The sequence below is a fragment of the Aquimarina atlantica genome (assembly GCF_000626715.1).
In the GTDB taxonomy this organism is placed as follows: Bacteria; Bacteroidota; Bacteroidia; order Flavobacteriales; family Flavobacteriaceae; genus Aquimarina; species Aquimarina atlantica.
Window position 1 is genome coordinate 581,574 of record NZ_AQRA01000001.1, and the last position, 22,862, is coordinate 604,435.

Below are 22,862 nucleotides of genomic sequence, written 5' to 3' on the forward strand. Positions count from 1 at the left end.
AGCTCAAGGTAAAATACATAACGCAAATGCATTATTGATTTTTATCCAACCCACAATTCATCCATAAAAAAATACAATTCGGTAACATCATTTTTATAGATAGTAATATGCTTACGACATTTGAACAATCAATAAGCATAACTATCTATGATTAAAGTACAAAACCTTTCCAAATCATTTCAAAACATACAAGCGGTAAACGATATTAGTTTTACTATCAAAAAAGGAGAAATCTTTGGGTTCTTAGGCCCCAATGGTGCAGGAAAATCTACTACACTCAATATGATGAGTACGATTTTAAAAAGTGATGAAGGAACGATTCATATTGATGGCAAAAATAGTAGTGAAAATGCTTCAGCATGCAAGCATTTGATTGGTGTTGTACCACAGGAGATATCCTTATACGAAGATCTTTCTGCCTATGAGAACCTATTGTTCTGGGGGAATTTATATGGAATTCCCTCTAAAACACTAAAAGAAAGAATCCATACCACCCTGAAATTAATCGGGTTGTTAGACCGAAAGAAGGATTTAATCAAAAACTATTCTGGAGGAATGAAACGCAGAATCAATATTGCTGCGGCATTGCTACATCGTCCGAAAGTATTGTTTATGGATGAGCCTACCGTAGGAATTGATCCCCAAAGTAGAAATCACATTTTCGAAGTCATCGAAACCTTAAACCAACAAGGAATGACCATTGTCTACACCACACATTATATGGAAGAAGTAGAGCGTCTGTGTGATCGTATTGCGATTATAGACTCAGGAAAAATCATCGCACAAGGAACACAATCTGAGTTGAAAGAATTGGTACAGACCAAAGAAAGTATCCAGTTCGAGTTTAATTTTCTTTCTGAAAGCAATGTAGATCAACTCAGGAAATTATTTTCCTATGAATTAACGCATAACAAAAACAAGTTGTTGGTAGAGTGTACAGTAAAAGAGCTTTCTAAAGTAATTACAACGTGTAATGATTTGCAATTGAGCATCAAAGATATACAACTGAACAAAGTAAACTTAGAAGCTATCTTTTTAAGCCTTACAGGAAAACAACTAAGAGATTAATCAACCTATCCATCCATTATAAAACCAACCATCATGCTATTTACTGTTTTAAAAAAAGACCTGATATTGTTTTTCTCTGACAAAAAGGGAGTCCTGATTACTTTTCTACTACCTATTATTATGATTACGCTATTTGCATTTGCATTTGGTGGAGTTGCTAAAAAGAAAAGTGCTCCAAAGCCTCTGGCAGTATTGGTGGTGGATAAAGATGCTACTACAACCTCTCAGGAGTTGATTGCAAAACTAGATGCTATGCCAACTATTCGTTTGATTGCTTCTGAAGAAGAGAACGCCTTAAGCCTTGTTAGAAAAGGAAAAAATGTAGCAGCCTTAATTTTCGAAAAAGGATTTTCTGATGCTGTTAAAGCAGATAAAGACTTGCCAATCGAACTAAAATATGACGCTGCAAGAGATTTACAAATGCGAATTGTACATACTGTTTTAAAAGAAGGATTCAAATATCATTTAGGAAAAGTAGATGTGATTAATACTATAAAACTAAAAACGACTTCGTTAATCAAAGAGACCTCTACCAAAGCTCATCCTGGTCTGGTACAAGCTGTAGGAGGAACAGCAATCATGATGTTGTTGTTTAGTATCGCCGCTATTGGCGGTGGATTGTTAGATGAAAAAGAAGCCGGAACGCTTAAGCGATTATTGATTGCTCCGGTAAAACCGCTGGATATTTTACTTGCCAAAATGGGAACAGCTATGGTAGTTTCTATTTTACAATTAACCACCATGTTTGTCTTTGCCTGGTTAGCCTTTGGGTTACCTATATTTATGGATCTGTTATCACTACTATTGCTGATCTTGTGTATTTCATTTGCAGTTTCTAGTTTTGGAGTTTTCTTAGTGTCTACAGTAAAAACACGTCAACAATTACAAGGAATGAGTACCATTATTATCATTCTGATGTCAGCAATTGGAGGAAGTATGATTCCGATTAGTATGATGCCAGAATTCATGCAAAACATTGCAGTAATTAGCGTGAATTACTGGGGAATTGAAGGTTTCTTTGATATTTTTTGGAGGCAATTGCCTTTGATCACTATTCTTCCTAAAATGGGAGTTCTATTAGCCATTGGTTTGGGAATGATTTTGATTTCTACAGCATTATTTAAGAAGAATATTATTGCGATCGAATAACTCTTATTACCCATTATAAGTCGTACAAGTAACACTATACAAAAACCGTTGAAAACTGGGACTAAATAAGGAGTTTAGCCCCAGTATTTTGCAGTTGATTAACTCTTACGATAGCATCCCTATTCCATTACTTTTGTTTCAAACAATATTATTAACTAATCATTTAATATTATGAAACACTTTTTAAAACCATTAGTAGTGGTATTATTATTTGGGTTATTTGTAGTAACTGTACAAAGCTGTGAAGATGAAAATATCGATACTACCAATGATGTAACTCAAAAAGATGAGTCTTCGGAAAAAGCAAGTTCAACTTCTTCAGTATTAACATTTGATGAATCTTCAAGTCTTTCACTGGATGATCTTTTTGCAGGATTTCCATACGGAAACCTTATTCAGGGACACCTAAAACTTTCCATGGCATATGGTAAGGATGCAGAAGAAAACTATCAGCGATCGCTTTATTTACTTAGAAAAGAAAAAAATATAGCGGAATCACTAGCTGGGATATATCAAAAAATTCCTGCTCAATACTACTTATATCGCACCATGATCACTGAAACTCTAAAACAATTACGATCAGACGAATCCTTGAACTATTTGTATGAGATCGCTTCATTACACATCCCAAGGGATACAGAACCTGAAAACCCTGAGATTGACACGCGAACGGATGAAATCATTATTCGTCTTACGGCAGTAGAAGGCATTGGAATCTTAGCAATACAAAAAAACCGAGTAGCCGAAAAAATGCTGATGCGCTTGATCGATCACAAAGATTTATCGGTACGCCAAATGGCCACACGTTGCTATTTGCAAACTCCTTTTGGAAATGTAGAAGAGAAAATGAAAGAATTGTACGAAAGACTTCCTCAGGATGAGCACTGGTATATCACTACCAGAAGCACAGATATCAGAAAAGTAAAACATCCGGAGATGCCAGAGGAATTTGATATTAAAGTTAATGAAACGGAAGACTCACCAAAAATCAGATAATCATGAAAAATATTCAGCTATATAAGAACACAGTATTTTACATACTAGTATTAATAATGATCCCAATAACCACTCAGGCACAACAAACCTGTACCGTTCCTCCGCATGATAATGTGGCAGACGGAACTTCGGTTTATGCTTCAGGGCTGTGTAACCAAGCCCGCGTTGATCACTGGTGGGGAGTTTTTGATATGAGAAGACAAGATTGGGATAATGGATTTGGTTATTACGATCCCTGTAACTTAGATTTGCCTTTGGCAAGGACGTTTGCAGCGTTATACTTACTTACCTATTCTGCAGAAGATTATGCAACTAACACGGGAGATTATAGTGGAAATGCACTTCGCTGGGCCTATCCATACACAGCTAATAATACCGGAAGGTTACAAGCATTGTGTTATAAACCAGGATCTACTCCAGGGCAATGGGCTGGTTGGGCTTATGGTAGTCGTGTAGAATTGTATATTCCTTACTTCTATTCTTTTGATGTAGCTACTAGAGCCGGAACTTTATTACATGAAGCAAGGCACAATGGTGGAAAAAGCCATAATGGTGGTAGCGGATGCCCGAGAGCTGCTTCTTGTGATACCAATTGGGACTATCAGGGGTCGAATATGTATGAAGTATTGTATTTATGGTGGTTTGCCGTTGATGGAACAAGAACTACAAGTGCGATACGTAATATGGCAAGAAATAGAGCAAGAAGTGTTCAGAACACAGCTTTTAATACGAATCCAGGATTTAATATTTAAATTGCTTAATGCAAACTATATGTAACCATGCCTTTTAGAGGAGATTAACCTCTTCTAAAAGGCATTTTTTATTCATTCAACTTCTTATTCTTTTGGCCTCAATTTTTCAATAATCTGGGCATCGACCCAAAATACATCTACATTTTCGTATTTGTCGGACCCCATATTTCTATTAAAGAAAAGGTATTTACCGTCTGGTGTTACACTTGCAGCTGCTTCCCAGGCACTAGTGTTTATCTTATCCCCAAGGTTGATAGCCTCACCCCAAGAACCATCTTGTTGTTTAAAACTGATGTAGATATCCGAATCTCCATATCCGCTTTCTCTTTCGCCATCCCAGATCAAATAAGATTCATCTGAAGCAATAAATGGATGTGCATTCATCTTTCCGGTGTTAACCTCTTTACCAAAAGCTTTAGGTTCTTCACGTTTCCCATCTATTAATCGCGAATACCGAATCACACCATCTCCATCTGGCATGCCCGCTTCATCAAAAACATACGTTCCTTTTGATGAAGCCGTAAGGCGCATAATCTCTATCTCCTGAAATGACGCATCTAGCTTTTTTATCTCCGACCACTCCCCCGTCTCGGTTCGCTCCTTATACCGTCTGCCTAAATGCATGGTCTTACCATCGGGAGAGATAAACGGTTGCCCAACTCTTGATGATATTACTGTCTCTCCCCACTTATTATTTTTATATCGAAAAACAACGAATTCATGTTTTTTACTTCCTTCTACTTCCCTGATAAAATAAAATTCTTTCTGGTCGGGTGAAAAGGCACCTGCATATTCCCAGCCGTCGGTTACAATCATTCCTGGAGCAAAACGTTCGGGTATTAAACCCGGTGGTTTTTGTCCCAGATAAGGGTTATCTATAGTGATGGTAACATTATTATTTTCTGCGGTACGTTCCTTTTTAGTTTGACAGGCATTTAAAAATGGTATCATTACCAATATCAAAATACAATATGTTTTTTTCATAGATTTTTGTTGTTTAATCATACGTTTAATATTACTTTACTCCTTCGCATCCGAAGCTACGCGAAACCCAAAATAGTCATATAACTCACCATTAAAAGCGCTTCCATAGCGATAAGCAACACTACAAAAAGAAGCATTAAGACCCCAGCCTCCACCACGTATTACTCTACGATCCCCTTTAGTCTCACCTGTAGGATTGTTTTTAGGGCTGTTTGCATAATACTCACTTCCGTAGATATCCATACACCATTCCCAAACATTACCGCTCATATCGTAAAGTCCTAATTCGTTGGCTTTTTTACTCGCCACTGTATGCGGTTTTTTGTCAGAATTACCATCATACCACCCTACCTTGTCAATGCTATTTCCTCCGCTATATTTATAACCTTTAGATGTATTACCACCACGTGCAGCATATTCCCATTCTGCCTCATAAGGGAGACGTACCTTTTGGCCTAAAGTATCAGAAAGCCAATTGGTATAGTTTATAGCATCCTGCCAACTTACGTTTACTATGGGATGATCATCTTTCCAACCCCAATCAGGTTCTTTGGGCATAGCTGCTCCTGTAGCTTCGCAGTAATAACGATATTGTGCAACGGTAACCTCTGTTTGGCTTATATTAAAATTCTTTAAAGTAACCTCATGGATGGGGCGTTGATCTTTATTGCTTACCCCCCATTCATCCCCCATAGTAAAAGTTCCTCCTTGTACCTGTACAAATTTTGGTAGGTGTTGCCCAAAGCTAATATTTGTAATTAGAAGAATAATTAAACACGGTAATCCTGTTATGTTTCTCATAAATTTTATTTTTTCTATTTAGAGTTCTACATTAGTTAACCCCACCTAACTATATTGATTTACTTATTTTTAGCCAGGCAGGTCCGCTTGCATTTTTTATAAATTTTTCTACTGAAGAACCATCCTTATTCATTTTATAAATATTAGCTTTCCTTTCCTGATCTTGTGATGAATAAAGTATTTGAGAACCATCTGGTGACCATGACGGATTCCAATCATCAAGATCATTATGGGTTAAGCGCTTTTGATTAGAACCATCTATATTCATTGTATAAATTTCAAAATCTCCATCCCTATCAGACATAAAAACTATTTGCTTACCATCAAGCGAAACTTCAGGGTGTAATTCTTTAGCTTCATTATTGGTTAACTTAGTTATGTTGCTGCCATCAATATTGGCTATACAAATTTCTTCACCATTGGAATGAAAGACGGAATGAAAAACAATCCTACCATCTGGTGTAAAACATGGTCCTCCACCATTCAGTGGTTTGATTTGAGTCTGTTTACTACCATCTGAATTCATTGTCCAAATTTCATAATGCCAAACTCCTTCCTTATCTGCATAACCTCTTGCAAACACAATTTTCTTTCCATCAGGAGACCATGCCGGTGCACTATCCCATTTATTTTTTGCATACGTTAATCGTTTCCTGTTGGTTCCATCTATATTCATCGTATGAATAGACCAGGTATTTCCTCCATCGTAATAGCCATAAGAAGCGATATGTTTGCCATCTGGAGACCATGCTACATATCCATCATTTCCGGGGCGATCTGTAACTTTTAGTTTTGATTGCCCCTTCTCATCGGTCAGATAAATCTCTCCATCACCCGACTCTTTAGAAGAATAAGCAATTGTATAAGATGTGGATTCCGGTTTTTTATTGTTCTGACTATAAATGGACTGGATACAAAGGAAAATTGAAAGGACATAGATCGCTTTTTTATATTTCATAGGCTTATATTTTAATAATAATTGTGGTATTGTCTTAAACAAACCTATGGAATAGAATTACTGAAAAATCGTAAAATAGACGAATGATATTTTCTGCCAGATACATACCTATCATTAACAGAAAACATTCTTAATCCGTAGGAAATAAGGTTTGGGCAGTAGGTGATTAAGATTCGTCTTTATTGCTATAGTGCTCAACTCATATTTTATATATTTATGCTCTATGGTTAAAAGAAAGAACTTAATTGATTGGATTCTTCAGAATAGAGTTGTTTCACACCTAATTTTTTGGGTATTGGTATTCATCAGTTTACCAATATTGGCTGCATTAAATGAGGGAAGTGTTGAAAAGACTGTAAACGCTAGTTTGAGTTTTTTGCCTGCCCAATTATTAGCAAGTTATTTTTTAGTCTATTATCAGGTACCCAAACTTCTATTTAAAAAGAAGTATCTTAAGTTTGGATTCTCTTTTCTGGTATCTACATATGTGTTTTTAGTTATTTCTAAGCTTTCAAATATGTATTTGACTAAATTTTTTATTCCTAAATATTACGAGGAAGAAAGTTTGATAGAAATATTAGCAGATCCATTTCACCTGGCTGTCGTCCATTTTCCATCGGTCTATGTATTCGTTTTTTTAATGCTAATGACTAAGATAGTTAAGGATCGTTTTGAAGAACGTCATCAACTTGAAGTTTTACAAAAAGAAAAAGCGAATACTGAACTTAAGTTTTTAAAAGCGCAAATAAATCCACATTTTTTATTTAATACATTAAATAATTTGTACTCATTAACCTTAGAAGAATCCTCTGAAAAAGCATCTGAAGTTGTTTTAAAACTATCAGACATGTTAGATTATATGCTCTATAGATGTAAAGATGCAGAAGTTCCTTTAAAAAATGAAATTACTTTTATACAGGATTATATTGATTTGGAATCGTTACGATACGGTAGTAAATTAACCTTAAGTTTTACACATCACCTTCATGATCCTAACGTTATGATAGCACCTTTAATACTAATATCATTTATAGAAAATGCTTTTAAACATGGTGCAAGTAATACCTTGAATGATTCGATAATCAAAATCGAATTAACCACAAACCAGGATCAGCTTTGTTTTAAAGTTTTTAATACTTTACCAGCAGACAAAACAGATACTACGGAAAATGAATCAAATTCCGGAATTGGATTTTCTAATTCGCAAAGACAATTAGAACTGAACTATAAAAATAATTATGACCTGAAAAGCACCAAAACAGATAATGATTTTCAGGTAGTATTAACGATTAATTTACAATAATATGGCAATCAAATGCATGGTCATAGATGATGAACCATTAGCGATCAAGGTACTTGAAAAGCACATCAAGAAAGTTCCAGAACTGGAGTTGGTAGCCTCTTTTGACAACCCTATCCATGCCGGAGATTTTCTTCAAAAAAATACTGTTGATCTTTTATTTCTGGATATCCAAATGCCTGTAGTTACTGGTATTGATTTTATAAAAAACACGACAATACAACCCAAAGTTATACTAACCACAGCCTACAGAGAATATGCTTTAGAAGGGTATGAACTGGATATCATCGATTATTTATTAAAACCCATATCTTTTATTCGATTTTATAAATCTATCAATAAATATAAAGCATTAAGTGCAGGGATTCAACACGTTTCTGATGAATCATCCAAAGCAAAGCAAACAGTAGATCACATCTTTGTAAATGCTAACAAGAGAATGATTCGTGTCGAATTTAGCTGCATTTTGTTTATCGACAGCATTAAAGATTATGTACGAATACATACCACAGAGGATACGATCATTACCAAAGACAAAATCAGTGTCTTTTTACAAAAATTACCTTCTAATTTTTTGAGGGTGCATCGTTCGTATATTATCAATACTGAAAAAATAACTTCTTTTACCTCAAAAGATATTGTCCTTCTTAATGGTATGGAAATTCCGATTGGTGCTTCTTATAAGGAGGTGATTAGGTTGATTAAGAATTGATAGTACTTAACTGTTATTTAGTTTGCATACTTTTTTTGATATTAAAAAATATGTGTACTACTCCACAAATCTTTTTCGATCATTTTTTTAAATCTAAATTTCTATTAAAATAGTTAATAGCTACTTTAGGCGAGTCTATACTTCTAATTCCCATGGTTAGCAGCCATAAACACATTGAAAACTCTCCTATATCAGCAGGAATAGTTATATTATTTATAAACGCTGATTCATGATTTGGAAACAAAAAGTAATCCAAAAAACTCACCAAATCACCTATGCAACCTAGCATTAAAAAGACTCCGATTATTCTAGGAACTAGTCCAGATCTAAACACTAAATAACCTAATGGGAATAGGTATAGACCATAAAATATCTGATTTACAAAGTACCCTTTTGTATGTATGTTTTGAAAAAACATAGATAAAGCCTGCAACTGATTTCCATTAAATGTCTCTGAATAACTTTTATTACTTAATATTTCTAAAGCAGAGAATTGATATAACGCATTTTGACAAAGCATAGCTACCGATATTACCACACATAATAATAATAGTAGTGCAATATTTTTGTTAACATGCTTAAAAATGCAATACAATACATATGCATAGAAAAAAAATAGCGTAGACATTACCAAATCACTTACAAACCCTAAGCGAAAGAGCCATTCGTTTTCAATAATATTTTGGGTAGTAGCAGAAGGATCGTTAGGGACATATAATTTTTGACGCACAAAAAATTCTGCAAAGATGCCTGTAAGAATTAAACCTAGTAATAGTAAACCTGCTAGTCTTCCTGTATTTTTTTTCAAGTCCATTTTGTTTGTTTAATGATAGATGAGTAAACAAAGGTCAATGAAACTTTATGCTCTTAAAATTTTAATATGCAAAATTGGTAATTGTATCTGCGTATGAATAATTTTATTCTGCAAATTGTTTTCTGAATATTTAAAATTCTCTGTGTATTTTCTGAAAGAAAAGCTTTTTATATGTTTCAGAAATTGGAATCATTTGATCAGATATTTTTATTCTGTTACGTTCTATAGATTCAATTTTATGCAGAGCCACCATATATGATTTATGTACTCTACATATTAAGGTATCTGGAAGAATTTGCTCTAATTCTTTGAGTTTCTGTAAAGTCATAATTCTTTTTTGTTCGGTATGAATTCTACAATAATCTCGCATTCCTTCAATGTAAATAATATCTGCTATATTAATTTTTTCTAGCCTATTTTCTGTTTTTATAAAAATAAAATCGTTGCCTCTATCTAACGATTTTTTATCTAAATTTTCCTGGGCTTTATTTACAGCTTGTAAAAACCGGTTAAAAGTAAATGGTTTTAACAAATAATCTGTAATATTAAGCTCATAACCTTTTAATGCATATTCTTGATAGGCAGTTGTAATAATAACCTGGCTTGCAATTTTTGAACTCTCTAACAATTCTATTCCAGAAAGCTCATCCATATTGATATCTAAAAAGAGAATATCTACTTTATTACTTTTTAAATAAGCAAGGCCACTTAATGCGTTATCAAACGTACCACACAAATTTAAAAAAGGTATTTTGGCAGTAAAACTTTCTGTTCTCTCTAATGCCAAAGGCTCATCTTCTATTATTATACAATTATATTTATTCATCATTAATTGTTAGATGTACGGCATATACATCGTTTGTATTAGATATCTCTAATATATGATTATCTGGATAAATGAGCTGGAGACGTTTTTGTATCAATTCATTTCCTAAACCATTACTTTCTTGTTTTAGTTTTCTTTTAGCATCTAATTTATTTACACATTCTAGTTTTATGAACGTGTTATGTATTATAACTGTGATTGTTATTGCGTTATCCAGTTTTTTATTGGTGGTATGTTTAAAAGCATTTTCTATAAAAGGAATAAAAACCATGGGTGCTATTGTTTTACCAATAAAAGAACCTCTTACTTCAAAATTTATATAGTTTGAATTGGCTGTTCTTATTTTCTGCAATTCTATATATTTTTCGATATATTCAATTTCTTTAGATAATGCTACTTTTTCAGTTTTTGTTTCAAAAAGCATGAATCGCATAATATCTGATAGTTTATTTAAATAACTAGAAGCCTGAGAAGCATTCTTCATTATTAATACATCGATATTATTAATGGTATTGAACAAAAAATGAGGATCTAACTGTGATTTCACTAGTGCCATTTCCATTTCATGATTTCTTTGTCTTAGTGTTTCTTTCAGTTTGATTTCATTAAACCAGGTTATAAACCCTCTTAATACTGAAGCTACTATACCAAAAATTAAAGCGATGATAAAAATAAAAAATAGCCCTTCAAAAAAATCTTCACGCCAATTAAATAATAATTTATCTCCATTAATTAACGATATAAAAACTGTACCAATTAAAGCGGCAACAATCAAAGCTATAACACTATAGATAATTGTTCTATTCCTATTTTTATATTTCGAATAGTTAGGAAATATAAGGTAGTAAAATTCATAAAAAGAAATAAAAGCCGGTAAAAAAGCAAAACCAAAAAGGTACTTATAAAACAAATCGATACGAGATTGCTCATAAGTACCATTTTTTAATAAAAGCCCAAGCATTATCATTATGATAATAAGATAACATGCCCAAAATCCAATATGCAATACAACAATAACTACCTTTTTCATAATGTCACATAATTATAGAAAGTGAAAGTTATCTATTTTATGTGATTTGAAAAATCTTTTCTGCAAAATACAGCGATCTATCTTCAAGATAGATTATATCAATCATTTATACCATAGACATCGTGTTCATTGTACAATGGGCTATTATCACGGGCCATAAATTTCTATCTAATTTTACATATGCAATACCCATAATAATTCCGATTAGTGCAACCGATATAGAACGCTCAGAGATATCATAGGAGTGTCTAAAACCCCAAATACAAGCTTGTATAATAATCGCAATTGCAGTCCTAAATTTTAAATTTGAAAACAAACCCTCTATCCAGGTAATTAAGAAACCTCGTTCTAGTAATTCTTCTAATGCAGATTGTAACCACACAAAAAGAATAACAGAAAAAAAATAACCATAATCTCCATTACGAAGTGAATAACCTGTATTAGTACCTTTTACCGCTTCATTACTTTCTTTAACAACCAAAAACGAATCTTGTATTAGATTGAAGATGAGGAGTACTCCAATTATGATAGCAGTTATTATTCCTGCTTTCAAAAATGTTATGGTAATGCTTTTGGGTCTTATCAGTCCTAAAGATTTCCATGTAATTCCTCTCCTTCTCATTTGCCATGTAGCAACTAATAAAGTGGTACCAGAATATAAAAAACCCGTAACTAGATAGTGCGTATTAGGAATTGAGGTTTTCCTAATCAAAAACATGATTGTTATGTAAATAATGAGATCAAAGAGAAAACCAAATTGATTATTTTCTTTACTCCTATTTTTCATGCTTTAAGTTTTGCTGCAATTTTTCTTTAAATCGATTTAGGGTATTCGTAAAAGAATTTAGCCCTCTATGAGATTGTTCTTTAGCTACTTTTACTGCTTTTTCATAGTTTTTTAGCGCTAAATCGAATTGTTCATTATTTTCATATGCTTCGCCAAGGCTATCATATACATTTGCTTCATTAGGAAATAAGTCTGTATTTAGTTTAAATAATTGTATAGCAAATTCGATATCATTTTCATGCATAAATTCATATCCAATTAAGTTTAAGTACTGGGGATGGTTAAGAGGGTAATTATTGTTTGTAACAAAATCAGTTATATCCTGTAAACTACTGAATTCTTTTATTTTGTCTCTATTTTTATAGATAAAAAAGCGCAATCTTTCTTTAGGTAATTTATAGTCTTTGTTATAAAGAATGGCTTCAATATAATGCGCTATATTTCTGGAAATCATATCGTAATTAGAAAGCGCTATAATGGTATATTTATCATTTAGGTACCTAGAAAAATAAGATGAAAAACCAGGCATACCACCACTATGGCCTACAACTTGATTATTTTGCCTGTCTTCTACCTGAAACGCTAAACCATAGGTAACTTTTAAAGCTGTAAACATCTTTTTCTTTGATGCTTCATTTATTAAATTAGAACCATAAAGTGCCTGATCAAACTTTAACATATCTCCAACAGTGGATAAAATTCCTCCATCTGGATATGGAGAAGCACTTTTAAAATAAGTATTATAATACTTACCTGATATAGATTTTACATAACCAGTTGCTCTATTTTGAACTACTTCGTCTCCAAAACGCATAACCGTATTGTTCATATTCGTTGGCTCAAGAATATGCTTGTTTATATAGTTAGCATATGACTGTTTTGTTAGTTTTTCTATGATTGCTCCTAATAGTACCATTCCTGAGTTAGAATATGAGAACTTTTCTCCTGGAGTTGCAAACTCTAATTTTTGATCATAAATAACGGGTAATAAATCGTCTATAGTTTTATAACTATGTCTGTCTGATCTATAATCAGGGTGTCTCATATAGTTGCCAATACCAGAAGTATGAGATAACAAATGAAATATTGTAATCGTATTCCCTAGAGGAAAATCTTTCAGGTATTTTACCACCGGATCATTAATATTTAATTTCCCTCGTTCTTCTAATTGCATAATGGAAACACCGGTAAACATTTTTCCCATTGAAGCAATATTAAACTTTGTATTTATATCGTTTTTTATTTGATAGCTTTTATTCGCATCGCCAAAAGCTTTTTGATATAAAATTTTTCCTTCTTTTGCCAGCAAAACAGTTCCCGAAAATTGATCAAGCTCAACGTGTTTTTGCATCATTTCCTCTATCTTCTCATTTATTGTTTGCGCCTGTAAACTTGCTACAAAACAAATTAGTAAACATGTAATTACTTTAGTCATTGATATATAGTTTTATATGTATACATCAAAATTGATTAAACATAAGGACTTGTTAAAATGAAATAGATGGTTATGATCCAATTCTAGACAAACAAGAGGATTTTATCTATTAAGTAAAATCGGTATTAATAAATTTTTGAAAATCTTTCCTGTATTTTTCTGAAACCGGAATATATTTATCTCCAAATACAATACGATTACGTTCTATTGTCGTTATCATCTTTAAATTAACAAGAAAAGAACGATGTACACGCATAAAGCTTTTTTTAGATAATTCTTCTGCTAAAGATTTCATGCTTTTTAAAGTTAGAATTGGCTTTTCAGAATTAACTGTGTAGAGTTTTAAATAATCTTTTAAGCCTTCAACATAAATTAAGTCTTTTAAATTTATCTTAATTAGCTTGTAATCTGACTTTACAAAAATATAATCCTCTATATAGTTTGTTTGATTAGAGTTGTTATGCATTAACTGTTTTGCCTTATTTGCAGCAGAAAAAAACTCTGGGTAACTAATTGGTTTCACTAAGTAATCAATAGCATTAACTTTATAACTTTCGAGTGCAAATTCTTCGAATGCGGTTGTAAAAATAACTTTAGTGTTTTTATTTAAAAGTAGTTTAGAGAATTCAATACCAGATAGGTTGGGCATTTGTATGTCTGTAAAAATCAAATCAACCGATTTGTGTTCTATAATTTCCATTGCCGCAATAGCACTATTGCATTTAGCAATTAATTTTAAAAAAGGTGTAGATTTTACATAACCTTCTAATAAATTAAGAGCTAAAGGTTCGTCATCAATTAAAACACAAGAAAGTATCATTTTTTAAAATTAAGGATTAATGTTGCAATATATTCGTTGTTTTCCTCTCTGGTGGTTAATTTAAACTTGTTGGGATACAATAGTTCTAATCGTTTTTTCAGGTTTTCTAATCCAATTCCAGAATCGGTAACTTTTTCTTTTTCGGGAAAAGAAGAATTAGTAACAGCATAATTAATACAATCATTTTCTATTGTTAAATCAATATAAATAAAACTTGGCTGTATAGCATCTATCCCATGTTTAAAAGCGTTTTCTACAAAAGAAATAAGAAGTAATGGAGCAATTTGTATAGGTTGATTAACTATAGGAAAGCTCTTTTTTAAGGTTAGATTAGCAGATACTCGCAATTGCATTAAATCTATATAACGTTCTAGAAATTCTATTTCTTTTACAATAGGAACTCTATTAATTGATGCATCGTGTAAGAGATAACGCATCAATTTACTTAAGGTATGTATTGATTCTTTGGCCAAAAAAGGGGAACTATCAATTAACGCATAAATATTATTTAAGGTATTAAAAAGAAAGTGTGGCTGAACTTGATATTTTAAATATTTAATTTCAGTATCTAACTGTGTTTGTTTTACTTGTTGTAGTAATATTCTATTTTTATTGAATCTTGAATTTACTTTTAAACCAACACACATGCCAATACTTAAAATTATAGGTAACATTAGTTGAACAGTGGTCATAGCACCACTCCTTACCTCTCGTATCAATTCTCCATTAATTGTTGGATGAAATACATTTGATTGTAACAGTTTTTGTAATAGTGCATAGAGTATAATAATCAAAAAAAAATTTAAAATATAAAACAATACCTTTTTACTTTTAAAAAAAAACTGATCTACTAATACAAAGTAATTAATGTAAAAAGCAAGAAAAATGCTTGAAATGGACAGCCAATTTCTATTAATAAGATATTGCCCGTTTGGAATATGGTTTAATGAAGCTATTGGATATATAAATACAACCAGCCATAAAAAACTGTGTAATATTATTTTTAAATAACCTTTCTGCATACCATTTTGATAAAAAACTAAGGTACGCTAAACAAGATAAATATTTGTAATTATATAGACGGTCTTTCTAATTTTATAGACGATTATTATAATTCTATCTATATCATTGTACATATACTCTCCTACTCTTATGTATATTTGTAAATGCCTATAAGTGTTCGCCAAAAAAATCTGTATAAATCTCAAATGTCTTTTTAGTATGGAAAAACCAATAATTGAGTTTATCAACTATATAAGACAATATAGTACACTTTCAAACGAAGCAGAAAACGCTATTGTAGCATTAGCTCGCAATGAGACTTTAGCTAAAGGTTCCATTTTAAACAAAGAAGGAAAAACATGTAAACGCCTCTATTTTTTAAAAAGTGGCACGGTTCGCACCTATTTTTATCAAGATGGAAAAGATATTACACATTGGATTTATCCCAAAAACAATATGGTAACCTCCTGGTATAGTTATCTTTCGCAAACACCATCAAAAGATTATATCGAAACTACTGAAATCAGCGAAGTTATTTCATTAACCTATACCCAATGGCAGGAATTATATACGACTTTTCCAGAATTAGAACGTTTTGGGCGTCTACTCATAGAAGAACAAATGGCATTACTAGATGATTTTTATAAGGGCTATTATTTTTTATCTGCTAAAGAAAAATACCAATTATTAATAAAAGCAATTCCTAATATCACACAAATTGCCAATTTAGGACATATCGCTTCAATGTTAGGGATAAGTCAGGAGACATTAAGTAGAGCTCGAAAATAGATTTTGACATAAGTCAAAAATAACACTAAACGCTCTTATTAGTTTTGCTTCATAATCTTCATAAACCAATTACAATATGAATACTAATAATTTTGTTTGGGCAGACTTATCCAGTTACACCCCTGATAAAGCAAAACAGTTTTATGAAAATGTTTTTGGCTGGAAATTCTACAGTACCGATACTTATTTAATTGCGTATAACGGTAAAAAAGAGACTGCTGGTTTATACAAAACACCACAAAAGTTTCAAGATATGAAAATGCCGTCTTTTTGGATGTCCTATATTCAAGTAGAAAGCATTACAGAAACCATAGAAAAAGCACGTAAACTGGGTGGAATTATAGAACTGGTAGATACCAAAAATTCTATCAGTAACATCGCTTTAATTCGCGATCCATTAGGTGCAGGGTTCACTATCTATGATGGTAACACATTGAATTCGAGAACCAAAAACGAAGAAAACACATTGATTTTTAACGAACTACATGTGTCTGATATCCAAAAAGCGATTTCATTTTATAAGCAACTTTTTAATTGGAAATTTCAAAAAGCAGATGAGAATAGCTTCGAAATTTACAATTTAAAAAATGAACATATAGCAACGATCAACGAAATACCTAACAGTATTAAAAGTAAATACGAATATTGGGTATGTATATTTGGTGTAAAAGACCTAAAACAATCGCAAAAGATTATTGAAGCAAACAACGGAAACCTAATTTTTGATGAAGGAAACCGGCTATTATGTTCTGATGGATCTGAAGCCTTCTTTTACATACAAAAAGTATAACTTTTTATCAGAAAAGACAAAACCAAGCCCCATATAAAAAACATAAAAAAAGATGAAAAATTCGACATTACTATTTAGAAGTATATCGGTAGTTATACTACTTGCCGGAAGTGCACACTTAGCAAGCTATGCTTCACAAAGTTCAAACCATACATCAGGAACTGATTTAGAAAAAAACACTATTTCTCAATTTCCTGAGGAGAAAAAGCAAGCCATAGAAAATGAAGATCGTAATAATGAAACTTCTAATGCTTCTACAAACTATTATAATGAAGAAACAGATTATATTATTGGTAATTGGAGAGTTACTTATAATTCAAAAGAATTTAGAGGCGCGATAGTGTATACTATTAAAAAAGAAGGCAATGTATTTAATGCCTATACCTACCAATATGAAGACGAGAGTGGAAATAGCGAAAGAGCAAAAAGCACAAAAACACTTGTTATAAAATCATTTGATGGGTACAAAGGAAAAGGGATCTATACAATTGAATATAAAAAACAAATATATGATATCGAGTGTGCCATTGATATGGTTGATGAAAATACTTTTAAGCTAAGCTATGACTATTATGGCTATAGTGATGTAGAAACCTGGAAAAGACAATAAATCATGATTGAATTTTTATCAAAACAACTAGACTGGGTTGATGTTAATTACTGGTTTTATCTAATTAACGATTTAAGTTTATTGTACATCATTATTCCGTTTTTTGTATTAGAATTAATTCGTTATGCATGGCAAAAGCGCTTAAATAAAAACCTTGTTTTTGATAGTATTGCTAATATAATTACGTTTGGTGCATTTCTTATTATTGAAATTATCCTAGGAGTTTTAGCCGTAACTAAACTTTATTATTGGTTATATAATAATGCTAGTCTACCGCATTTAGAATTAAATTGGGTAACAATTATTTCTTGCATCATATTAGCAGACTTTGCTTATTATTGGGAACACCGCATGATGCATCGCATAGGTATAGGATGGGCAACACATACTGTACACCACAGTTCTCCACATTTTAATATGTCTGTAGCTTATCGGTTTGGCCCTTTAGATGCTATAATGCCTATTCTCTTTTCGCTTCCGTTAGTGATGTTAGGATATGATCCTATTTTAGTATTATTATCCGAAGTATTTGTGCAAGTGTTTCAAACCTTATTACATACCGAGATTATTGGTAAGCTCACAAGGCCAGTAGAATTTATTTTTAATACACCATCACATCATCGCGTACATCATGGATCAAACAGGCAATATTGGGATAAAAACTATGCTGGAATTCTTATTATTTGGGATAGAATGCTTGGCACATTCGAACCCGAAGTCGAAACCGTAAAATACGGTATTTCAGAACCCTTAAATAGTACCAACCCCATAAAAGTATTTTTTCACGGAATAACTCGATTGTTTAAAAAAATAGCTGGTATTGAAGGTTTCAAAAACAAACTTCTGGTCTTGATTAAACCACCCGATTGGATGCCTAAAAATTAAATAACCACCCTTTTGGTTATATAAAACCAAAAGGGTATTATTACCTTATCTCAAGTCTTTATCAAAGACCAATCTTTCTTTCAAAATCTTCTTTATATACTCTACCTACAGGAATTCTTTCTTCTTCGATATAAATCTGGTTCCCAGATAACTTTGATATCGTTCTTATGTTTATAATATACGATTTATGCACTTGGCAAAATAATGAGTCATCAAGTTTCTCTTTCCATTGCTTTAAGGTTTCAGAACTTAGATAACTTCTATTTTTAGTTTTTACTAGAGTATAATCAGAATCTGCCATGATAAACATTATTTCACTCTCTAAAACCTTAAACAAATCATATCCTGATTTTATAAAAAAGAAACTCTCTTCTCTTTTTGATACTGTATTGTCTGATTGAAGAGTTGTCTTAGTTTCAGATGATGCCTTTGTGACTGCTTGTATAAAACGCTGAAATGAAAAAGGTTTTAAGAGATAATCCACTACATTGTACTCATAACTCTCTAATGCAAATTCTGAAAAAGCCGTTGTTAAGATAGTTTTAGGTGGATTATGAATAGTTTTTAAGAAATCAATACCAGAAATTTTGGGCAAGTGTATATCCAAAAAAATAAGGTCTATAGTATTCTTTTGCAAAAAAGTTAAAGCAGTTAAAGCATCAGAAAATATACCTTTTAATTCTAACGTTCCTAAATCAGCAATATACTTTTGTAGAATACGTTGTGCAGGTGGTTGATCTTCTATGATAATACACGTTTTAGGCATACGGTTTTTAGGTATTTAAATATAAAGAAAGAAGCACTTTATATCTATTATTCTCTTCTTCTATTACAAGATAATGCTTTTCGGGGTACAAAAGATTTAAACGTTTTCTTACATTCTTCAAACCAATACCTTTAGCTATATTTTGATTATTTGCGTTTGGTAAAAAATTATTTTCACAAATAAAAGTTAACTTATCATTTTCTTCAATATCAATTTTTATATCGATAACTATGTTGTCGCTTTGACTTGCATTGCTATGCTTAAAAGCATTCTCTATAAAAACTACCAATATTAAAGGAGCAATTTGATAATTCTTGGTAATCCCAGGAATTTCAAAATTAACATTTCCTCTTTCTTCAATTTGCAACTCATTAAGCTTAACAAAATTCTCAAGATGCTTGATTTCTTTTTCAAGTGAAACCAGGTCTTCCTTACAATCGTATAACATATAACGCAAAACTGATGACAATTCTAATATAATAGAAGGAGTTTTGGGTGAATTTTCTATAGCGTATGAATATAAATTATTCAAGTTATTAAATAAGAAATGAGGATTGATCTGTGATTTTAAAAACCGTAACTCACTTTCTTGTACTGACATATGTAACTGCTCAACTTCTTTCTGTTTTTTGTTGGCATCCCACCCCAATTTGAAGCTTATCATTATAATAATTATTGGCATAATATCGATAAGCGTATAGAAAATACTTGAAATGTGCTGCCCTCGTCTTCCTGGAAAAAATATTTTTTCGAGAACAAATTCTTCTATAAAATAGACGAACATAAAAACTAAAATCAAAGAAACTGCAAGTTTGAGATACTTTTTCTTATAAAAGAAAAACGGAACTAAAACATAGCTTATAAAAAGGGAAACAAATACATAATGAATAAAGAAAGCTATTTTATAGAACTCTATTTCGGGATCGTGCTTATCAAAAGAATATACTATAAATAGTATGATAAAAAATACGATTTGATATATCCATTCTTTATTTTTCCAGCCTTTTATAAAATGCTTCATAACACAAAAATATAGGAATTACTATACATGTTACTACTATTTACCGTAAGCTTCATATATTATAGGGTAAACGACAAGAAGTTAGAGGCAAACGACCATTATGTCGTTTAAGGTAAAAGTTTTGTCGTTTGCGTGTTTTATTTTTGGTATTTGTTTCGCTTTGTGAATTTTGATTTCGATTAATTAAGATTTCAAAAATGAAGCGAATATTTCTAGTAACTAACTTTTTTTTAATACTGTTTACTTCCTGTATTGTAAATGCGCAATCTAAAACCATCTCAGGAAAAATTGTTGAAGCAACCTCACAACAACCTATTGAGTTTGCCACAGTTTTAATTGCAGATAAAACAACGCAAAAACCTATAACTGGTACCACAACTTCTGGAGATGGGTCATTTGAATTTTCTACAGTAGAAAGCAACTTTATTATAGAAGTAAGTTTTATTGGTTTTCAAAAGAAAACATTGAGCACATATCAGATAAAAAAAGGAAACATAGATTTAGGAATAATACGATTAGAAGAAGATAAAGAACAACTAGACGAAGTTGTTGTTTCTGCAGAAGTATCTCAAACTGTTTTTAAGTTAGATAAGCGTGTTTTTAATGTTGGAAAAGATTTGAGTAACGCTGGCGCTAGTGCTCTTGAGGTATTAAATAATGTACCTTCTGTAAATGTTAATATAGAAGGACAAATAAGCTTAAGAGGAAGCCAGGGAGTACAAATGCTTGTTAATGGAAAACCATCGGTGCTTACCGATCAGGGTAGTAATGCTTTGGGAACCATTACTGCAGAAATGATAGATCGTATAGAAGTGATTACTAATCCATCTGCAAAATACGATGCCGAAGGAACATCGGGTATTATTAATATTGTTCTTAAAAAAGAAGAAAAACGAGGACTAAATGGATCTATTTCTCTAAATGTAGGTACTCCCAATAGTAATAGTATTGGCGTAAGTCTTAATAAACGTACTGAAAAATTTAATCTATTTACACAATTGGGTGTTGGTCATAGAACTTTCCCAACAGAAAGGGTTTCAGAGAATAATGACCTTATAAACAATACCAAACTACGATCTGTAGGTGATGGCGATAAAAATGAAACGTTTTACAATATCTTGTTAGGAACAGATTATCACCTAAACGACAGCAATGTTTTTACGCTTTCGGGAAGTTTTGCTTATGAAGTAGAAGACGAAAATTCAACAAATCTGTTTTCATTCAACGAATCTGAAATATTAACACAAAGCTGGACAAGAACTGAAGAAACTGAGGCAACCAATCCAAAATGGCAATACGAGTTTCAATACAAAAAAGACTTTGAAAACCACGAGGATCACGATCTGCTTTTTAGCGCTTTGGGGTCGTTTTTTGGTAAAGATCAATCATCTGATTTTAAGGATAGAACCTCTTTTGGTTCTCGTGAAAACTTTGATCAACAAACGGCAACCGATTTTAAAGAAGCACGCTACACTTTTAAATTAGATTATACCCGCCCTTTTGCCAAAAGATATACAATAGAGCTAGGTTCTCAATATATACTAAATGATGTATCTAATGATTATCAGGTAGGGACTTTAGAAAATGGAAACTTAGTCATAGATCCTAATCTTACCAACTTATTCGATTATAACCAGAATGTATTGGGTGTTTACGCAACCTTAGGGTTCGAGGGAGATAAATGGGGAGTTAAAGGTGGTTTGCGACTAGAGAATACCGACTTAAAAACGATTTTGAAAAATACCAATGAAGAAAACACACAAAATTATACTAACCTGTTTCCAAGTGCTCATGTATCATATAAGATTTCTGATCATGTATCCCTTCAGACAGGATACTCAAAACGTGTTTACAGGCCAAGATTATGGGATCTAAATCCGTTCTTTAATATCAGAAATAACTTCAATATTTCGACAGGAAATCCAAATTTACAACCCGAATTTACAGATTCTTATGAATTGACAAGTATTTTCAAAATTGGAAAAACCTCTTTTAATCTTGGCATGTACCATCATTATACCAAAGATGTTATCGAAGATGTAACTACGTTTGAGGATGGTATTAGCACTCGTTTTCCTATTAATGCAGGAACAAACAATACCAAAGGAATAGAATTTAATACCAAATACAGCCCTTTTAAATGGGGAACGATCACAGCCGATTTTAACTGGAATACCTTTAACAGAAAAGGAAGTTTTGAAGGAAACTCTTTAGATTTTGATGGTACTCGCTGGAATTCTAGAGCTACTGCCAAAATAAAGTTACCCGCAGGTTTTGATTTTGAAGTCTCTGGTAACTACAGGTCACGTTTTAAAACTATACAAGGACAACAAGAAGATAATCTATTTGCCAATTTAGGGTTACGCAAAAAACTTTTCAAAGGCAAGATAGTAGCCAATCTAAGTGTTAGAGACATTTTTGAAACAAGGGTTTTTGAATTTACAACTGATCAGCCCAATTTTTCTACCTATAACCGTAATCAAAGAGGTCGTTTTATCACTTTTAGTTTAAGCTATGGGTTTGGTAAGGGTGAAGCCATGCAATACTCGGGCTCTAGAAGATTTTAA

Annotated in this window: 23 protein-coding genes; 11 read left to right on the forward strand and 12 right to left on the reverse strand. The window is 32.1% G+C overall.

Going from position 1 to position 22,862, the window contains the following annotated elements; genetic code table 11:
- Window positions 1-147: 147 nt before the first annotated feature.
- From ATO12_RS02555 to ATO12_RS02570, 4 genes are all read left to right on the forward strand, one after another.
- Window positions 148-1,068 carry an ABC transporter ATP-binding protein gene (locus tag ATO12_RS02555; protein ID WP_034238342.1) on the forward strand — a complete coding sequence of 307 codons (921 nt, stop codon included), beginning with the start codon at window positions 148-150 and terminating at the stop codon, window positions 1,066-1,068.
- A 33-nt stretch (window positions 1,069-1,101) separates the two neighbouring features.
- Window positions 1,102-2,217 carry an ABC transporter permease gene (locus tag ATO12_RS02560; protein WP_034238345.1) on the forward strand — a complete coding sequence of 372 codons (1,116 nt, stop codon included), beginning with the start codon at window positions 1,102-1,104 and terminating at the stop codon, window positions 2,215-2,217.
- A gap of 171 nt (window positions 2,218-2,388) precedes the next feature.
- Entirely contained in the window at window positions 2,389-3,213 is an 825-nt protein-coding gene (locus ATO12_RS02565) for a hypothetical protein (protein ID WP_034238347.1), read from the forward strand.
- A 2-nt stretch (window positions 3,214-3,215) separates the two neighbouring features.
- A complete protein-coding gene (locus tag ATO12_RS02570; RefSeq protein WP_131248753.1) occupies window positions 3,216-3,965 on the forward strand; it encodes a hypothetical protein in 750 nt (249 codons plus the stop codon).
- A gap of 84 nt (window positions 3,966-4,049) precedes the next feature.
- On the opposite strand, the gene ATO12_RS02575 is transcribed toward ATO12_RS02570, so the two are convergent.
- From ATO12_RS02575 to ATO12_RS02585, 3 genes are read right to left on the reverse strand one after another with little or no spacing between them, the layout of a single operon-like run.
- Window positions 4,050-4,949, reverse strand: a complete 900-nt coding sequence (locus ATO12_RS02575; protein WP_034239232.1) for a TolB-like translocation protein — start codon at window positions 4,947-4,949, stop codon at window positions 4,050-4,052.
- 36 nt (window positions 4,950-4,985) lie between these two features.
- Complete coding sequence (locus ATO12_RS02580) at window positions 4,986-5,750, reverse strand: formylglycine-generating enzyme family protein (protein WP_051575554.1); 765 nt, start codon at window positions 5,748-5,750, stop codon at window positions 4,986-4,988.
- 49 nt (window positions 5,751-5,799) lie between these two features.
- Window positions 5,800-6,708: a DUF5050 domain-containing protein gene (locus tag ATO12_RS02585; RefSeq protein ID WP_034238349.1), complete on the reverse strand. Its 909-nt coding sequence runs from the start codon at window positions 6,706-6,708 to the stop codon at window positions 5,800-5,802.
- 223 nt (window positions 6,709-6,931) lie between these two features.
- Here ATO12_RS02585 and ATO12_RS02590 point away from each other — a divergent pair, with 223 nt between their 5' ends.
- Both ATO12_RS02590 and ATO12_RS02595 read left to right on the forward strand, forming a co-directional pair.
- On the forward strand, window positions 6,932-8,011 hold the full coding sequence (locus ATO12_RS02590; protein WP_051575555.1) for a sensor histidine kinase: 1,080 nt from the start codon (window positions 6,932-6,934) through the stop codon (window positions 8,009-8,011).
- Window position 8,012: 1 nt separating this feature from the next.
- Window positions 8,013-8,720, forward strand: coding sequence for a LytR/AlgR family response regulator transcription factor (locus ATO12_RS02595; RefSeq protein ID WP_034238350.1), 708 nt, complete (start codon window positions 8,013-8,015; stop codon window positions 8,718-8,720).
- Window positions 8,721-8,799: 79 nt separating this feature from the next.
- Here ATO12_RS02595 and ATO12_RS02600 read toward each other — a convergent pair whose 3' ends face one another.
- From ATO12_RS02600 to ATO12_RS02630, 7 genes are all read right to left on the reverse strand, one after another.
- On the reverse strand, window positions 8,800-9,534 hold the full coding sequence (locus ATO12_RS02600; RefSeq protein WP_034238352.1) for a DUF4386 domain-containing protein: 735 nt from the start codon (window positions 9,532-9,534) through the stop codon (window positions 8,800-8,802).
- A gap of 130 nt (window positions 9,535-9,664) precedes the next feature.
- On the reverse strand, window positions 9,665-10,360 hold the full coding sequence (locus ATO12_RS02605; protein WP_034238354.1) for a LytR/AlgR family response regulator transcription factor: 696 nt from the start codon (window positions 10,358-10,360) through the stop codon (window positions 9,665-9,667).
- On the reverse strand, window positions 10,353-11,390 hold the full coding sequence (locus tag ATO12_RS02610) for a sensor histidine kinase (protein WP_034238355.1): 1,038 nt from the start codon (window positions 11,388-11,390) through the stop codon (window positions 10,353-10,355). Before ATO12_RS02610 ends, ATO12_RS02605 begins: the two co-directional genes overlap by 8 nt.
- 106 nt (window positions 11,391-11,496) lie before the next feature.
- The gene (locus tag ATO12_RS02615; RefSeq protein WP_051575556.1) at window positions 11,497-12,177 is read right to left on the reverse strand and encodes a CPBP family intramembrane glutamic endopeptidase; all 681 of its coding nucleotides are present in this window, start codon (window positions 12,175-12,177) and stop codon (window positions 11,497-11,499) included.
- The gene (locus ATO12_RS02620) at window positions 12,167-13,612 is read right to left on the reverse strand and encodes a serine hydrolase (protein WP_034238357.1); all 1,446 of its coding nucleotides are present in this window, start codon (window positions 13,610-13,612) and stop codon (window positions 12,167-12,169) included. Before ATO12_RS02620 ends, ATO12_RS02615 begins: the two co-directional genes overlap by 11 nt.
- 109 nt (window positions 13,613-13,721) lie before the next feature.
- Window positions 13,722-14,432 (reverse strand): LytR/AlgR family response regulator transcription factor, encoded by a 711-nt coding sequence (locus ATO12_RS02625; RefSeq protein WP_034238359.1) that lies wholly within the window; start codon window positions 14,430-14,432, stop codon window positions 13,722-13,724.
- Window positions 14,429-15,226, reverse strand: coding sequence for a sensor histidine kinase (locus tag ATO12_RS02630; protein WP_165583315.1), 798 nt, complete (start codon window positions 15,224-15,226; stop codon window positions 14,429-14,431). Before ATO12_RS02630 ends, ATO12_RS02625 begins: the two co-directional genes overlap by 4 nt.
- A gap of 427 nt (window positions 15,227-15,653) precedes the next feature.
- Here ATO12_RS02630 and ATO12_RS02635 point away from each other — a divergent pair, with 427 nt between their 5' ends.
- The 4 genes from ATO12_RS02635 (at window position 15,654) to ATO12_RS02650 (ending at window position 18,508) form a co-directional block, all read left to right on the forward strand.
- Window positions 15,654-16,223 carry a Crp/Fnr family transcriptional regulator gene (locus ATO12_RS02635; RefSeq protein WP_034238360.1) on the forward strand — a complete coding sequence of 190 codons (570 nt, stop codon included), beginning with the start codon at window positions 15,654-15,656 and terminating at the stop codon, window positions 16,221-16,223.
- A gap of 76 nt (window positions 16,224-16,299) precedes the next feature.
- A complete protein-coding gene (locus tag ATO12_RS02640; protein ID WP_034238361.1) occupies window positions 16,300-17,013 on the forward strand; it encodes a VOC family protein in 714 nt (237 codons plus the stop codon).
- A gap of 52 nt (window positions 17,014-17,065) precedes the next feature.
- Window positions 17,066-17,623, forward strand: a complete 558-nt coding sequence (locus tag ATO12_RS02645) for a hypothetical protein (RefSeq protein WP_034238362.1) — start codon at window positions 17,066-17,068, stop codon at window positions 17,621-17,623.
- Between the two features lie 3 nt (window positions 17,624-17,626).
- Complete coding sequence (locus ATO12_RS02650; RefSeq protein ID WP_034238363.1) at window positions 17,627-18,508, forward strand: sterol desaturase family protein; 882 nt, start codon at window positions 17,627-17,629, stop codon at window positions 18,506-18,508.
- A gap of 61 nt (window positions 18,509-18,569) precedes the next feature.
- On the opposite strand, the gene ATO12_RS02655 is transcribed toward ATO12_RS02650, so the two are convergent.
- Both ATO12_RS02655 and ATO12_RS02660 read right to left on the reverse strand, forming a co-directional pair.
- Window positions 18,570-19,274 carry a LytR/AlgR family response regulator transcription factor gene (locus ATO12_RS02655; protein WP_034238364.1) on the reverse strand — a complete coding sequence of 235 codons (705 nt, stop codon included), beginning with the start codon at window positions 19,272-19,274 and terminating at the stop codon, window positions 18,570-18,572.
- 7 nt (window positions 19,275-19,281) lie between these two features.
- Complete coding sequence (locus ATO12_RS02660; RefSeq protein ID WP_034238365.1) at window positions 19,282-20,295, reverse strand: sensor histidine kinase; 1,014 nt, start codon at window positions 20,293-20,295, stop codon at window positions 19,282-19,284.
- Between the two features lie 197 nt (window positions 20,296-20,492).
- Here ATO12_RS02660 and ATO12_RS02665 point away from each other — a divergent pair, with 197 nt between their 5' ends.
- Window positions 20,493-22,862 carry an outer membrane beta-barrel family protein gene (locus ATO12_RS02665; protein ID WP_034238366.1) on the forward strand — a complete coding sequence of 790 codons (2,370 nt, stop codon included), beginning with the start codon at window positions 20,493-20,495 and terminating at the stop codon, window positions 22,860-22,862.